Origin of the sequence: Francisella sciaenopsi, assembly GCF_045862875.1 — a bacterium.
In the GTDB taxonomy this organism is placed as follows: domain Bacteria; phylum Pseudomonadota; class Gammaproteobacteria; order Francisellales; family Francisellaceae; genus Francisella; species Francisella sciaenopsi.
The window spans coordinates 120,510-136,899 of sequence record NZ_BTHG01000002.1 but is presented as its reverse complement, the minus strand read 5'-3'; the positions used below and the strand labels follow the sequence as shown (position 1 = coordinate 136,899).

Below are 16,390 nucleotides of genomic sequence, written 5' to 3'. Positions count from 1 at the left end.
AAAATTTCTTTGAATTTAAAAAGTTTAATAATGAGATTTATATTTAGACACATTTTTTTATTTAACACTGTTATTTGTTTTATTGCGTTAGTCGCAGTGGTGTTCACAATTATTGGCTTAGGATGGAAACCATGCCCTATGTGCCTGATACAGCAACTATGTGTACTTTGCACAATGATATTTAGCATTCTAGGGCTGATCAAAAATAGTTCAAAAGGATTCAGTACAATAGTACAACTAGCAATTATCTTGATTATTGTTGTAGGTTGCTATATCGCTGCCGATCAAGCTTATTTACAGTATTTCTCCTCAACAATATCAGATGATCCTACAGGCTGTGGGGCTATTAGCAACCCTTTCCTAATTGATGCTACAAAATCATTAACAGGAACTGTCAGTAGCTGTACTAGCATTGCTGAAGAGATCTCTGGTGTTAGTTTGGCTGTATATAGTTTGATATTTTTCATTTGCTTATTAGTCATAAATTGTGTCAGTTTATTTGTAAGAATATTTAAAAAATAGTGGGATATAACAGTGGATTTTAAAAAAACTTTTTTAGACCTTAAAGAGAAAATTAATTCTAGTAAGAAAAACTACTCGATTTTTGTACTGGCAACTATTGTTGTTGCTTGGCTCATACTCGGTAAACTTGGAATATCGTTAGCAATTGTCTACTTTATTTTTCAAATTAACTATATTAAAACAAAACTCTCCTTACTCAAAAATAAACGTTCTGCTTCAACAGCAGTTGTAGTAGCAACGTTAATCCTTTTTGGGGCTATTTTTGGTTTTGCTGAATTTATTCAAAGCATGATAAAAAAAGGTATGGCTTCATATGTACCTCAACCTGTAGCTGTAACATCTTCTGTTGTAGAAAAGACCGACTGGAAACAAGTCATAAATACCATTGGTGAAGCACAAGCTATCCAATCCACCGAGATTTCTTCTCAATCTGGTGGTATTGTAAGTGAGATCAATTTCAAAAGTGGACAAGAGGTTAAAGAAGGTGATCTTTTATTCAAATTAGACACTAGTCAACTAAAAGCTAGTCTAGAAGAAGCACTATCAAACCTTAAACTTGCTAAAATTACTAAAGATCGTTATAACAAACTTGTTGAACAAAGAGCAACCTCAAAAGAATCTGCTGATAAGGCTAATGCTGATTACCTTTCTAAGTTAGCACAGGTTCAAAATATAGAATCACAAATTGGTTTTAAAGAAATTAGAGCTCCATTTGACGGTAAAATAGGTATTAGAAACATAAGTTTAGGACAATATTTCAACAACGGCGATAATGCTGCTACACTTACCAAAATTGATCCTATATTTATTACATTCCCTGTACCACAAAACAAAGTTAGTATGATTAGCGTTGGTCAAGAAATTAACTTCTATTCTGACTCATACCCAGGAGAAACATTTACTGCGAAGATAACAGCTATAAACTCTTTTATTAATGATTCAAATAGATCCATAACCGTTCAGGCAACATACCAAAACTCACACCACAAAATCGTCCCAGGAATGTTTTTAACCGTTCATGTTAGTCTACCTGTTAAGCAAAACTCTATTGTAATCCCTAGAAATGCGGTTTCATACAGCCTTTACGGTCAATCAGTATTCACACTTGAACCCGTGATGAAAGATGGTAAACCTGTTATGGCATCTTATACATCTACTGCTGATGGTGGTATGAAAACAGTTGATACTGACAAAACACTATACAAAGTAGGGCAAGCTAATGTTGAAGTTTTAGAAACAAGAAATAACTTAGCACTAGTCAAAGGCTTAGAGCCAGGTACTACCATTATCACATCAGGACAAAATAAAGTGCATAAAGGAATGGATGCAATACTGAACAATAGTGTAAAGATTGACAACAATATATATAATCAGGGAATCCAGTAATGCGTTTAATTGATCTCTTTATTAGAAGACCTGTTCTATCTCTTTCAATAAGCTTTATGATCATTGTTGTAGGAGTTGGTTCATTTTTTCAATTACAAATTAGACAATATCCATACATAGATAGTGCTACTATTACAGTTACAACAGCCTATCCAGGTGCAAACCCTGCTACAATCCAAGCTTTTGTAACTAGACCAATAGAGGCAGCTGTCGGCTCCTCTAAAGGTATTGATTATATGACATCATCATCTGCGCTTGGCTCAAGCACTATTACTGTTTATGTAAAACTTGGGCAAAACACTAACGATGTACTTTCAGAGGTAGTCCAGAATGTAAACTCTGTGCTTAACCAACTTCCTCAAGATGCCTATTCTCCAGCCATTAAGCTAAACCCAGCAGACAACTTTCCTTCCTTGATCTTAGCTTTCACAAGTAAGACCATGAATACTTCGGAAATATCTGCATATATCAACTCCGAGCTAACACCTAAACTACTTGCTCAAGGGGGGCTTTCATCTGTTGCTGTTTGGGGTAATAAGCCCTATGCAATGCGTATATATCCAAATAAAACTCGCATGGCAGAATATGGAATCACTCCGACAGAATTAGCTACAGCTGTAGGTTCAAATAGCTTAGTTTCAGCTGGTGGTCAAATACAAGGACCGTACTTAAACTATACTCTTAATCCTGAAACAAGTATGTCTACAGCTCAAGAGTATAGAAACTTAATTATCAAAAAAAGTGATAAACAAGTAGTACGACTTAAAGATGTTGCTAAAGTTGAGCTTGGAGCTCAAGACTATAACTCTTCAGTATATTTTGACGGTAAAAATGCAGTTCTTGCTGGTGCAGTTGTATCTCCAGAAGAAAACCCACTAGATGTCGTTGATAGACTAGTTGAAGAGTTACCAAATATTAAGGCTGCCCTACCAAATGGTTTAGATGTTAACATTGCATATAACCAAACAACATTTATTGAAGTTTCTATTGAAGAGGTTTTACATACATTATTTGAAGCTGTGATAATTGTATCTGTAGTAATGTTTTTATTCCTAGGATCATTTAGAGCTATTGTCGTTCCAATTGTTGCCATTCCGCTTTCAATTATTGGATCATTCTTTTTGATGTCGCTTATGGGCTTCTCAATTAATCTTCTAACCCTTTTATCCATGATTCTTGCAATCGGTCTTGTGGTTGATGACGCTATTGTTGTACTAGAAAATATCTATAGGCATATTGAAGAAGGAATGGAGCCTTTTGCAGCTTCTATCAAGGGAGCTAGAGAGATAGCCAACCCAGTTATATTAATGACCCTAACCCTAGTTGTAGTATATGCTCCAATCGGTATGATGGGTGGCTTCACAGGACAACTATTTACCGAGTTTGCTTACTCTCTTGCTGGTGCAGTTGTAATATCCGGTATAGTTGCATATACACTCTCACCAATGCTATGCTCTAAAATCCTGAATAGAGAGATGATGAGCACTAAATTAGTAAAATTTATTGATAAACTTTTTACTAAACTAACAGCTAAATATAAATCTATACTTATATTTGTATTAGATATAAAGCCTGCCATAGCAATAGTCGGTGCGATTGTATTAGCAAGTTGCTTTATAATGGGTAAAGGTATTAAATCTGAACTAGCTCCCAATGAAGATATGGGCTTCTTAGGAATTATGGGTCAAGCACCATCTTCTGCTAATATTAATTACTTAGAAGCTTTCGGTACAAAATTAGCTAGCACACTAGATGAAGTTCCAGGCAAGCAAGACACTTTTATTCTTAATGGTGTAATGGGCTCAAATGTAATCTTCGGTGGCTTTATTATGCAACCATGGGATAAAAGAGAAATATCTCAACAAAAAGCTGCCAATATTGCTCAAGAAAAAGTTACAGGGTTACCAGGTATTCAAACCTACACATATCAAACGCCAGCTCTTCCAGGGATACCTAGAGGCGCTCCACTATCTTTAGTTATTCAAAGTGTTAATGATTATGAAGCTATTGATGAAATTACTAATAAAGTAATAGATAAAATGATGAAAAGCGGATTATTTGTATTCGCTCAGAGTGATCTTAAATTTGACAACCCTGTTGTTGATATTAGTATTGATCGTGAAAAAGCTGGTATATTAGGCATTACTATGTCTGATATTGCCAAAACATTAGGTTATTCTTATGCTGGAGGATATATCAACTATTTCTTCCTAAAAGGATATAGCTTCCAAGTAATCCCTCAATTGGCTCGTAATGAAATGTTAACTCAAGAGCAGTTAGGTAATATATACATCCGTTCAGATGAAGCTAGTGATTTGTTTAATTCCGAGCTTCCTTTATCTGCACTAGTATCTTTCAAAACTGAAGGCCAACCTCTCACTTTAAATACATTCCAGCAGCTTAATGCATCAACAATTTCAGCAGTTATGGCTCCAGGAGTAACCCAAGGTCAAGCTATTGACTATGTTAAAAGTGTGGTTAGAAGTGAGTTACCGGAAGGATTCTCATTTAACTTCTCTGGCTCTGCTCGTCAGTATATTGAGAACGGTAATACTATGATGGTAGCTTTTGCATTTGCAATTGTACTTATTTTCTTAGCATTATCTGCCCAATTTGAGAGCTTTAGAGATTCTCTAGTAATCTTAGTTACTATACCAATGGCCATATCTGGCGCACTAATACCTTTATATGTTGGTCAGTATATGGGTGCTGGATGGGCATCACTAAATATATATACCCAACTAGGGCTTGTAACATTGATTGGTCTAATATCAAAACAAGGTATTATGGTTGTTGAGTTCGCCAATCATTTACAAAAGCATGAACGTATGAGTAAGTATGATGCTATTGTAACATCATCATCACAACGTCTAAGACCTATTTTGATGACAGTATCAGCAATGGTTGTGGGTGTCATCCCATTAGTAACGTCCTCAGGTGCCGGTGCTATTAGTAGAAACTGTATAGGCGTAGTTATTTCCAGTGGACTGGTAATAGGAGCGATTTTCTCTCTATTTGTACTTCCTGTAGTATATATGTATATCGCTAGTGATAAATCTATTGATGTAAAAACTGATTCTGAACAACAAAAAATCATCGACAATCTTTCAGAATAATTTCTTAATAACATCTTTTGTTATTAGTAAATTTATATTTTTTTTGATAGACTAAAAATTATGTTCAAGTTTATAAAACTTTCGAAATGAGCAAAAGCCACCTTCCTCAAACCAAACTATTGGCTACTTTAGCATGGGTAATATGTTTAATTGCGACTCTTAATTATAGTTACGACTTCTTTATTCGAGCAGCTCCTGGTGTAATGGGAGATGACTTAATTCGCGATTTTGGTATTAGTCATACACAGCTTGGGATGTTATCTTCAGCATACTTCATATCTTACACGATAATGCAGATTCCTGCTGGTGTGCTTTTAGACAAGTATAATCGTAAGGTAGTAATTACTATTGCTACAGCATTCTGTGTTCTTGGCAACTACCTATTTTCTGCCACAAATGACTATGAAATTGCTTACATTGGCAGAATATTTATGGGTATAGGTTCTGCTTTTGGATTTATTGGCGCTGCTAAAATGGCTGCAATGTGGCTGCCAGAAAGACTTTTTTCAACATTTATAGGATTTGCTACAGTTGTTGGCATCTTAGGCGGTTTAGTCACTGATACAATGTTATCTAGTTTAGTTTCTGAATTAGGATGGAAAGAGGGTAATGCTGTGTTTACATATATTGGTATTGGGATATTACTACTAATAGCTTTATTTATTCGTGATAATCCAAAACATGTTCAGAAATTTACTCACTTAAGTGAAGCTAACTTTAAAGAGACTATCACTAAGGTTTTTAAAATCTTCTGCAATACAAAATTTTGGTCAGCAAGCATAATTGGAGCCGTATTATTTATACCAATTAATGTTCTAGGCTCTTTGTGGGGTGTTGGTCTAATTCAAGCTAAATTTAGTCTTGATCAGGAAACTGCTTCACATATCAATGGTGTATTATTTATTGGTGCTGCAGTAGGCTTCACCATAGCAGCAATTGTAGCTTCACTAACAAATAGATATCGTCGTATGTTAATTCTGAGCATAGTATCTCTTGCTGTTCTTTTAGCTATCATTCTGTATATCCCTATGAATTTATCAGTATTTACTCTGCTATACTTCTTACTTGGTGCTGCAGCTGGACCTCAAGCAGTTACATTTGGTATAGCTAAGATAATATCTCCAAAGGGAACTGCAGGATCTGCAACAGCTGGTGTGAACATGATAAATAATTTCATCCCTATCATATTACTACCACTAGTAGGATATATACTTACTCATTTTGGGACACTTATTGGAGACTCGACTTCAATATATACAATTACAAGTTATCAAAATGCTCTTGATATGGTAATAGTATTTTTATTAATTTGTCTTCCAATTGCTATGGTTATTCCTAAAGAAATAGATGCTGATCTTAATCACTAATATAATAGCTCTTTAATCTTCTATATAATTTAAATTTTCTGGATACGGATTTAAGTAGCTCTGCTTCTCTAGATAGGGTATATCTAACTCTATTAGATACATCCTTATTACACTAACAGGTACTTCCCAAGAAATCTTACAATCACGATATTTATTAAGTAACTCCTGTAAATACTGTCTTTGCGCCTTTGAAATTTTTTTATTTATTTCTCTAAGAACATTCTGAAGCGCCATATAATGAGCCCCTCTTTTAGCTGGCTTAGCTATTGCTTGCATAAAAAGTTCTATATACCTGTGTTTAATGGTTTCAATATTAATTTTATTGCCTGCTTCTGAGAGCATATTACCGAGTTCTTTCTTGACCTTGTTATTGTGCATACGCAATAACACCTTCTGCTTTGAATGGTATTCCATCATTTGAGTAATATCAGAACAAGCCATAAACTCAGTTTTAAGACTATGGTAACAAAATACCTTACGCAAGAAGTGATCTCGCAATGTTCTATCTGTTAATTTACCATCATCTTCAATCGGCAAAAGAGGATCACACTCCCTCAATGCTCTAACAAAAAGGCCATCTGCTTTTATGCCTGTATAACCATGATTTTCGTCAAAAACTCGTGCAGTCTCAACTCCACAACTTGGGGATTTTGCCTTCAAGATGAAACCATAGACATTATCAAGCTTTGATATAAGCATATCGACAGCCTTCTGAATTTCATATGTAACATCATTATGAGTCTTATTAGTTTTTATGGATAAAATACTTTTCTGAATATCTTCAACTAAAAACAAAGTAGGTCTTGGAACACCTAAACCAGCAGCAACCTCAGGACATACTATCTTATAATCAAAATACTCAGCATATATTCCAGTTATATATGATTTATGACAATTGCCACCATTATATCGAACATTATTGCCTACTAAACAGCTGCTAACCCCTATTGGTATTTTATTCAAAACTCTCACCAAATTTTGTAAAGGATAGTTAAGATTATAAATAAGATATAGAGATAATAAAGATATTTATTCAAAAGATGTTGCTATGTTAAGAATCTTATTAAGACGTTCATCAGTATCAGCAAGCACTAAAATCATAACTTTATTATTTAGATCAAGATTGCCAATACAAGTTATAATTACACCTTCACTGTCACCATATGTATAGTCAATACCATTATCTTTAAGATACTGATAATAATCATCTATAGTAGAGCCCTTAGGGACAAGTACATTATTATGTCCAACCCAAGGCTTATGCTCACCATTGCGTAAATCATAAGCCAAGAAGCCCGCATATATAGCGCCTGTTTGTCTAGCATTAACTTCTAATACATAAGGAACTATTTGACCATTAATTTCACGAATAAGAAGATCAACACCAACTACACCTCTAGCCCCCATATCACGGAGAATTTCTGTCATTTGATCACAAAGCTCTATAACAGCTGGTTCTTCACCAAACCTTGACTTATATTTATTACCTAGATGTGTCTGACCATCAAGCATTTGATCACTTAGTCCTAGGCAAACGTCATCTTCTTTTTTGTCTGCAATACTCACCTGGAATGCTGGAGAACCTAAATTATCAAGCCACGGATCAATCATAAACACTTCTACTCTATGCATAAGCTTTAGGATATCTCTTAATTCTTTCTCGCTTTCAAATCTATGGATGCCATATCCAGAACAAGCTCGAGGCATAATCACAGCACATTCATAAATACCTTTATTCTCATAATCACGATATATTTCTAGTGCTCTTTTCACATAATCATCATCGCTAATTGTAGATACAATATTAACACTAGGAACTAATATCCCCTTATCATGTAACATTTGTCTAAGGAATGATTTATCATTCAAAAACTGTGATAATGCTTCTGACAAACCATAATTTTTATTATATTTGATTCCAATCAACTCAATCGCTGTAGCCGCTGTAAATGGCACAATATGTGTATATTCAGAATCACTAAACTCAGGAATCTGATCAGCATAGTTCATAACTATAGTAGATAACCTGTAATGCTCCATCAGCTTATCTAAGAATATAAAGTTATCCATAGTTATATATGTAAGACCAATATTATTAAAATAACTAACAATTTTCTCAACTTCACCCTGTGTCTTTTTAGGTAGGATAATTTTGTGATCTTTCGCAAGCAAACATAATGTACGTGTAACATATTTATTTACAAATGAGCTTACTAAATCTGCGCCATATATATCTGTAGTATTAGGTATATGAATAGCTTTTTTACCCCATATTCTCTCAGAGACAGCATTTGTCTTTTTTATTGCCATATTTTAAGCTCCTATTAGTTGTTTCTGCCGCTTATATGCTACAGCTTTAGCAAATGCGTCCGCCATCGATGCTAATTTATCCCGATCTACTTCTAAATTAGCTATATCATAATGCTCATCAGCAGTTGTTGTTTTAGACAGTAGATCTTTTGGTATATCGATACAAACTGCCTCAAGCTCACACACAAGATAATGTGCCACCAAATGCTCCGCTAATATATACGGCTTGTCATACTCTATATCAATACCAATTTGCTTTAATTCATGAGATAGAGATTCAATCAAGTCTTTGGAGGCAAATATCCCATTGCGAGCATCTCCCGTAAAGAGTTCTGTAACTCTTTTTTCACCCTCTTTGTGAGCATTTTTATATAGCTCTATATATCTTTTTAATGTCTCTGGAGTTTCTATAACAGCTTCTGAATACCTTTCTTGTACTACATTTGGCGAATAACTAGACATCGTATGTAAATCTATTGCAACTGCATTGTAGGTCTTGGCAACAGCTACTATATGACATAATTTCTGCATATACTTATCAAACAGCTTCATTAGCTCTTGTTTTAGCTCAATATGCTGATCATAATTTATAATATTTCTTATACAATTTGGATATAGTCTTCCAGCATCAAGTATAGAGCGAGGAAAAGAAGGCTCAGCAATAAGTGTATATAGCCCATACTCACTGTACAATCTCTGCGCTATCGCTTGAGCAAGATCATGGGTACCAAAGTCACATTCTATTGCTAAAAAGTCATCTAACTCTTCTTTACTAAGCTTGACAAGTTGTCCAATAGCAGGAAAATCTAAATCAATAAAATCTTTACCTAACTCTGCGTGAGGGCATGTGATAACTAAGTCAAACTTCAAATCCTCTAGAGTATAGAAATATAGAGTAGCTGCTTCATAATACTTTGTATAAAAAGGCTCAACTACTTTATTCATGCTATCCAACAAAACTACATCAATATTATTTATGATAATATTTGATTATAACAATTATAAAACTAATAATAAAATTCAAAATTGATTATAATCATTTTTACTAAATATTTAAATTTGTGAAGAGCATGTTTTTTAAGAATAAGAAAGAAAGCTCTATATTAAGTTTTCTTGTGGTTTCTTTCGCCAGTTTCTTTGCGATCTTTATGCTTGTTATATCTATTTTTAGCTTTTATCAAGTTAAGCATCAGAATAACTCTCTTTTTAACTATCAACTAAAAACCGCAGCACAAGTTATTGAAACTGTCCTAAAAATATATCCATTAGAAGATGACGAAAATACTACAGATATGATCGTTAATAAAATATCGTCTTCATTTTTAAATATTAAAAACAATAACGAAAGCGTTGGCTTTATCGTATATGATAGAAAACATAAAAAATTACTTTTAAAAACGTCAAATTTACCATCATTTCATAAAAACTATGATGGTATTACATCTACAACAGGGTTTGAGTGGATTTATACTGATAATGATGGTGCTCAAAAACATTGGTATACTTATACGCTAAGAACTGACAATGGTGATGTAATAACAGTGTTTGTAAATAATGCGGATAAAGATAAACTTTCTCGTCAAATTATCTTTAAATTTGCAATACTTCTAGCATCGATTTATATAATTCTTATTGGATTTATTTACTATATACTAAAAACAGCTCTTGACCCATTAGAAAGGATAAACAAGCGCGTAGCAAAGATTAATCCTCGCAAAAATGAAAAGCTTAATGAAGATATTATACCTTTTGAGATAAAATCTATCGTTGAACAAATTAACTCATTAATAGAAAAATTCCACGCAACTTTAGAACGAGAAAAACGTTTCTCAGGAGATGCTGCACATGAGCTTAAAACTCCTATTGCAGGAGTAAAAACATTGGTAGAAATAGCACTTGCTTCTGATGATATACATGAAATCAAGCAAAAGCTAGAGAGGATAAAAAGCTCAACAAATAGATACTCTCATATTATTGACCAATTATTAACATTAAGTAGAATCCAGCCAAATGAACAAATTACATTTGGTAAAAAACTTATGATAAACACTGTTCTTGAGACATTCATCGCTGACAACGCCATTAAGGCTATCGAAAAAAATATAGAAATTGTCTTCTATCCTTCACATGAACAACTATATTGTTATAGCAATGAATACTTATTAGGAATAATGTTTAAAAATTTAATATCTAATGCTATTAAATACACTCCTGATGGTGGACTTGTTGAAATACATTCTTTCCAAAAAGATGATAACATTGTCGTTGAAATTAAAGACAATGGTATAGGCGTGCCTCCTGAAAATATTGAACGGATTTTTGATAGATTCTATCGAGAAACAGGCACAGGTGAGGAGGGAAGTGGACTTGGATTAGCAATAGTTTCTGAAATCGTAAGACTCCATGACGGTAAGATATTTGCACAGAATAATACTGATGGCAAAGGTATAACTGTTACAGTAAAAATCCCTATTGAGCATAAACAAGAAGATTAAATATATCTCTCTAGAGCCTTTGAGATCTCATGATCATCAAATTCAAAACCTTCACGCTGTAATTTAGTTGGCTTTATATTTTGACTAGATAATAAAAGCTCTTCACCCATCTGACCAAACATTAGTTTAATTATTGTACTTGGATCTTAATTATATGTTTTTTAGCTAGATACTTACCTAGAAGCTCTATTAAATGTCTGTGTTGGCAAGCTTCGGGCGATGTCAAATTATATATTTCTTTTTTATCCGGCTTATTATCTATAATAAATTCAACCACTCTTGATAAGTTATGAACACTTATCCAAGTCATATAATTATGTCCTTTACCAAACTTGTCAAAAAACCAAATTTAGCAGGCATAATCATTTTTTCAAGAACACCTCCATTTCCAATAACAACTCCAAAGCGCATGATTGTATATCTAACTAGCTGAGACTCTATCAAGCATTTCTCCCAACTATCAACAACCTGTTGACCAAAAGTTAAGTTATCAAACTTTCTATCATGCTTATCTTCATCTTGAGGTATATCAGAGAAATTATAATATCCAATGGCACTAGCATTAATTAGCCAAATATTTTTATTACCTATAAGCTCAACCAACCTAGTAGTTAGCTCTACACGACTAGATATAATCTTATTCTTAACAGAGTCACTCCAACGCTTCTGACCAATGTTATAACCACATAAATTTATAACAATATTAAAATCAGATATCTTAACCTCATCAAGCTCAGACCAAGTTACTAAATCATCATAATATCCGATCTTAGCCTTTTGTGATCTAGTAAGTAGAGTCAATCTATATTTCGAACTTAATTGTTTTGATAGCTCTCTACCTACAAACCCAGATCCACCTGCTACTACCATTTTCATAAGAGTTCCCAATGTCTCAATTTATACTTAGTATTATATTTATAAAATCTGATTAAGTAACATTACAATTTCTTAATCTAGATTATGCTTACTTGAGAATAGCGAACTATTGTGAGATTCTAATTATAGTAGCCTCCAAGCTGTAAATCTAAACAGACTAGAGTATAGATCACTACATGCTTGGCATTATGCAAATATAGGTAAACAAAATACTACTAACTACTTTTATTGATACAAACCAAAATATCTCAGCATATGGTGAACTAGTGTATAAAAGGTCATGTTGAATCAGCATTCACTAGTGTCTGTATGTTAGCAAATCGAATTAAAGAAATCTCTAAATCCTATGCAAAATAATATTTTACCTTACTACTATATATTTAGCGGCTTCTTCTGGAGTTATTGTTCCTGCCTTAAGAAGATTTTCAATACTTTGCTCCATAGTGGCCATACCTTTTGCTGTACCAGTCTGTAGTGCTGTATAGATTTGAGAAAGCTTGTTTTCTTTTATCATGTTTCTTATACCTGTATTAGATATAAGAACCTCATACGCAGCTACACGACCTCCTCCTTTACGCTTAAGAAGACGCTGAGATATTACAATCTGTAAAGATTCTGCTAACATATTACGGACTAATTCCTGCTCAGCTGGTGGAAATACCGATATCACTCTATCCACAGTTTTAATCGCTGACATGGTATGCAATGTTCCTAATACTAGGTGACCTGTTTCAGCAGCCTCAAGAGCCAAACGTATTGTCTCTAAATCACGCATCTCTCCAACTAGGATACAATCTGGATCCTCCCTTAATGCTGATTTCAATGCAGCATTGAAGCTTTTAGTATCTCTTTTAACCTCACGCTGATTGACCAAAGCTCTTTGACTTGTATGTACAAATTCAACAGGATCTTCAATAGTCAAAATATGAGAGTCTTCTTTCTGATTTATCTCATTAACTAAAGCTGCTAAGGTACTACTTTTACCCGAACCTGTAGGTCCTGTGACAAGAATCAATCCTCCTTGCTTCGCTTGTACATCCTTAAGAATCCGTGGTGCTCCAAACTGATCTAGAGTAGGGATCGTATTTTCTAAACGACGAAATACTGCACCATAGCCACGATTATGAAAAAAAGCATTAACCCTAAATCTTGCATCATTATCTTTATCATCGATCGAAAAATCACATTCATAAGTTTCTATAAGCTCATCTTTTTGATCATCTGTCATGATCTCCAAGAGCATTTGTGAGATCATCTTATCATTTAATATAGGAGATGTTTCGATATCGATCAGGTCGCCATCAATTCTATACTTGGCTTTACACCCAGATGACAGATGTAAATCTGATGCTTTTTTTTGCACACAAAGAGTTAGTAGTTTTCTTATCATATATAAAAATATAATTAATAATTATAGTGAAACTTTATCACTATTAAAGAATAAAAAAAATAGAGAACTAAATAATTTTCAGAGATTAATTATTTGAATAGTTTTTTAAAGAAATTAGCCATTTTTGAAAATGGACAAGAAGACTCTGATGAATCTCCAGAACAAGTATTACTATCAGTATTTACTGAACTAGATTTTTTTTTTTGATTCATGATATCTTTAAGAACTGTTTGTAAAATACCACCATTCTTCAAGTAATCAACATCAACATCCGCATCTAAACGAGCTAATGCTTCAAACGTTGTAGTATGTGCAGTTTTTGGATGTACAGCTTCTACAACTACTCTTTGACGAGGTTGAATATTGTTTAAATTCTTGATATTAAACATTTCCGAACCATCTAAACCTAGAGTCTTAGCATTTTGACCATCGACGTATTCAAGAGGTAATACACCCATACCTACAAGGTTAGATCTATGTATTCTTTCATAACTCTCAGCTATAACAACCTTAACACCTAGTAAGAATGTACCTTTAGCAGCCCAATCACGTGATGAGCCAGTACCATACTCTTTACCAGCCAAAATTACTAAAGGAATATCTTTTTCCTTATATTTCATAGCTGCATCAAAAACATACTGTTGTGAACCATCAAAATGATACTTAGTATATCCACCTTCAACATTATCTAAAAGTAAGTTACGGATACGGATATTGGCAAAAGTACCTCTCATCATAACTTCATGGTTTCCACGACGTGAACCATAAGAGTTAAAATCTTTTTTCTCAACACCATGAGATTTTAGATATTGTCCAGCAGGATACTCTTCTGGAATTGCTCCAGCAGGTGAGATATGATCTGTAGTTACAGAATCACCTAACATAAGTAGAGTTCTAGCTCCTTTGATATCTAAATCATCATTACCTTCCGCAAACTTCTCAAAGAAGTTTGGACATTGAATATAAGTAGAAGAACTATCAAACTCATAAAGCTTACCTTCAGGAGCATCAAGTTTTTGCCAATCTTCTGTTCCATCAAGTACAGTAGCATAAGCCTTTTCAAACATTGCCGAGTTGATTACATCAGACTGAATTGCAGCAATCTCTTCTGTGGTTGGCCAAATATCTGCTAAGTAAACATTATTGCCTTCAGCATCTGTTCCAATAGCATCTTCAACTGGATCAAAGTCAACTGTACCAGCTAAAGCATAAGCAACAACATGAATAGGAGAAGCTAAATAGTTCGCTTTAACATGAGGATTGATACGACCTTCAAAGTTACGGTTACCAGAACTTACAGAAGCTACTACAAGATCAGCTTCATTAATAGCTTCTACTACAGGCTCATCTAGAGGACCAGAGTTACCAATACAAGTAGTACAACCATACCCAACAAGGTTAAATCCTAAATTCTCAAGCTCTGGCAATAGGTTTGCCTTTTCAAGATATTGAGTAACAACCTGGGATCCTGGAGCTAATGATGTTTTAACAAAAGGTTTAACTTTTAAGCCTTTCTCATTTGCTTTCTTAGCTAGTAATCCAGCACCTAACAGTAATGAAGGGTTAGATGTATTTGTACATGAAGTAATTGCAGCAATAGCAAGTGAGCCATGAGTGATTTTCTCACCAAGACCTTTTACTTCAGCAGACTTTTGTAATTGCTCATCAGTTAAACCAAAACCATGTAAACCTTGCTCGTGAACTAAAGCTTCTTTGAAAGCCTTTTTCATATCATGGAAAGTAACTCTATCTTGTGGGCGCTTAGGACCAGCGAGATTAGATTCAACTTCTGATAAATTAATTTCTACATAACTAGAGTATTCAGGTTCTTCTGCTGGATTTTCTCTAAATAATAGTTGCTCTTTATACATATCACGTGCAGCATCAACAAGTTCACTACGATTTGTATTGTTAAAGAAGTCTAACGTGACTTCATCAACAGGGAAGAAACCAATAGTAGCACCATACTCTGGAGCCATGTTTGCGATAGTCGCTCTATCTGGTAGAGATAAACTCTCTAAGCCTTCACCATAATACTCAACGAATTTACCAACAACACCGTGCTTTCTAAGTACTTCAGTAATCTCAAGTACTAAATCTGTCGCTGTAACACCAGTCTTTAGTTTACCAGTAAGCTTAACACCTACTACATCAGGTAGAACCATGTAATATGGTTGGCCAAGCATAACAGCTTCAGCTTCAATACCACCTACACCCCAACCTACTACACCAACACCATTGATCATAGTAGTATGTGAATCTGTACCCACTAATGTATCCGGATAAATAACATCTTCTCCATCAACATTCTTAACCAATGCACCCTTTGCAAGATACTCAAGGTTTACTTGGTGAATAATACCCATTCCAGGCGGTACAACTATGAAATCATCAAATGCTTTCTGAGCCCATTTAAGTAAACTATATCTTTCACCATTTCTTTCAAATTCTTTAGCAACGTTTTGCGCTAAAGCTGTTTTTGTTCCATAGTAATCAACTTGTACAGAGTGGTCAATTACCATAGCTGTATCTACAAGAGGATTAATCTTGTCAGCATCGCCACCAGCATCTTTGATAGCCTTTCTCATTGCTGCCAAATCAACTACAGCTGGTACACCTGTGAAGTCTTGCATCACTACTCTAGCTGGCATATGTGGAATTTCAGGTCTTGAGCTAGCTTTAGCGTCCCAATCTAAAACCTTATGCATATCATCTTCTTTTACTTTATACCCATCTATATTTCTTAGTTGGTTTTCAAGTAATACTCTGATAGAGTAAGGAAGACGAGTTACATCTTTACCAAGCTCTTGAGAAAGTTTCTTTAAGCTATACAGAGAGTATTTCTTTCCTTTTTCCTCTATCTGTAGCTTAGTGATATTTTTAATATCAGACATGCTTTAACCTCCGTAGATACTAATTAATTTTTGC

10 protein-coding genes and 1 pseudogene are annotated in these 16,390 nt (G+C 34.2%); 5 read left to right on the top strand and 6 right to left on the bottom strand.

The genetic code is table 11. The features are described 5' to 3' along the window. Positions 1-30 precede the first annotated feature (30 nt). The 4 genes from ACKTR7_RS03175 (at position 31) to ACKTR7_RS03160 (ending at position 6,391) form a co-directional block, all read left to right on the top strand. On the top strand, positions 31-522 hold the full coding sequence (locus tag ACKTR7_RS03175; RefSeq protein WP_407876982.1) for a disulfide bond formation protein B: 492 nt from the start codon (positions 31-33) through the stop codon (positions 520-522). A gap of 12 nt (positions 523-534) precedes the next feature. Further along, positions 535-1,908: an efflux RND transporter periplasmic adaptor subunit gene (locus ACKTR7_RS03170; RefSeq protein ID WP_407876981.1), complete on the top strand. Its 1,374-nt coding sequence runs from the start codon at positions 535-537 to the stop codon at positions 1,906-1,908. Further along, on the top strand, positions 1,908-5,024 hold the full coding sequence (locus ACKTR7_RS03165) for an efflux RND transporter permease subunit (RefSeq protein WP_407876980.1): 3,117 nt from the start codon (positions 1,908-1,910) through the stop codon (positions 5,022-5,024). Before ACKTR7_RS03170 ends, ACKTR7_RS03165 begins: the two co-directional genes overlap by 1 nt. An 86-nt stretch (positions 5,025-5,110) precedes the next feature. Next, complete coding sequence (locus ACKTR7_RS03160; protein WP_407876979.1) at positions 5,111-6,391, top strand: MFS transporter; 1,281 nt, start codon at positions 5,111-5,113, stop codon at positions 6,389-6,391. 12 nt (positions 6,392-6,403) lie between these two features. Here ACKTR7_RS03160 and ACKTR7_RS03155 read toward each other — a convergent pair whose 3' ends face one another. The 3 genes from ACKTR7_RS03155 to ACKTR7_RS03145 are packed head-to-tail and all read right to left on the bottom strand — an operon-like array spanning position 6,404 to position 9,658. Beyond that, on the bottom strand, positions 6,404-7,363 hold the full coding sequence (locus tag ACKTR7_RS03155; RefSeq protein WP_407876978.1) for a YbgA family protein: 960 nt from the start codon (positions 7,361-7,363) through the stop codon (positions 6,404-6,406). Positions 7,364-7,420: 57 nt separating this feature from the next. Continuing rightward, positions 7,421-8,701: an ATP-grasp domain-containing protein gene (locus tag ACKTR7_RS03150; protein ID WP_407876977.1), complete on the bottom strand. Its 1,281-nt coding sequence runs from the start codon at positions 8,699-8,701 to the stop codon at positions 7,421-7,423. Positions 8,702-8,704: 3 nt separating this feature from the next. Beyond that, positions 8,705-9,658 carry a hypothetical protein gene (locus tag ACKTR7_RS03145; RefSeq protein ID WP_407876976.1) on the bottom strand — a complete coding sequence of 318 codons (954 nt, stop codon included), beginning with the start codon at positions 9,656-9,658 and terminating at the stop codon, positions 8,705-8,707. 113 nt (positions 9,659-9,771) lie between these two features. Here ACKTR7_RS03145 and ACKTR7_RS03140 point away from each other — a divergent pair, with 113 nt between their 5' ends. Next, entirely contained in the window at positions 9,772-11,196 is a 1,425-nt protein-coding gene (locus tag ACKTR7_RS03140; protein ID WP_407876975.1) for a sensor histidine kinase, read from the top strand. Here ACKTR7_RS03140 and ACKTR7_RS03135 read toward each other — a convergent pair. From ACKTR7_RS03135 to acnA, 3 genes and pseudogenes are all read right to left on the bottom strand, one after another. Beyond that, positions 11,193-12,072, bottom strand: a pseudogene (locus ACKTR7_RS03135) (TIGR01777 family oxidoreductase). The gene ACKTR7_RS03140 and the pseudogene ACKTR7_RS03135 sit on opposite strands and share 4 nt — an antisense overlap. Positions 12,073-12,433: 361 nt before the next feature. Then, positions 12,434-13,462, bottom strand: a complete 1,029-nt coding sequence (locus tag ACKTR7_RS03130; protein ID WP_407876974.1) for a type IV pilus twitching motility protein PilT — start codon at positions 13,460-13,462, stop codon at positions 12,434-12,436. Positions 13,463-13,551: 89 nt separating this feature from the next. Continuing rightward, positions 13,552-16,356, bottom strand: coding sequence for an aconitate hydratase AcnA (gene acnA, locus ACKTR7_RS03125; protein WP_407876973.1), 2,805 nt, complete (start codon positions 16,354-16,356; stop codon positions 13,552-13,554). Positions 16,357-16,390 lie beyond the last annotated feature (34 nt).

Coding starts and splice junctions, on each gene's coding strand:
- ACKTR7_RS03175 (WP_407876982.1), top strand. CDS start 31: ATGAGATTTATATTTAGACACATTTTTTTATTTAACACTGTTATTTGT.
- ACKTR7_RS03165 (WP_407876980.1), top strand. CDS start 1,908: ATGCGTTTAATTGATCTCTTTATTAGAAGACCTGTTCTATCTCTTTCA.
- ACKTR7_RS03160 (WP_407876979.1), top strand. CDS start 5,111: ATGAGCAAAAGCCACCTTCCTCAAACCAAACTATTGGCTACTTTAGCA.
- ACKTR7_RS03150 (WP_407876977.1), bottom strand. CDS start 8,701: ATGGCAATAAAAAAGACAAATGCTGTCTCTGAGAGAATATGGGGTAAA.
- ACKTR7_RS03140 (WP_407876975.1), top strand. CDS start 9,772: ATGTTTTTTAAGAATAAGAAAGAAAGCTCTATATTAAGTTTTCTTGTG.
- ACKTR7_RS03130 (WP_407876974.1), bottom strand. CDS start 13,462: ATGATAAGAAAACTACTAACTCTTTGTGTGCAAAAAAAAGCATCAGAT.
- acnA (WP_407876973.1), bottom strand. CDS start 16,356: ATGTCTGATATTAAAAATATCACTAAGCTACAGATAGAGGAAAAAGGA.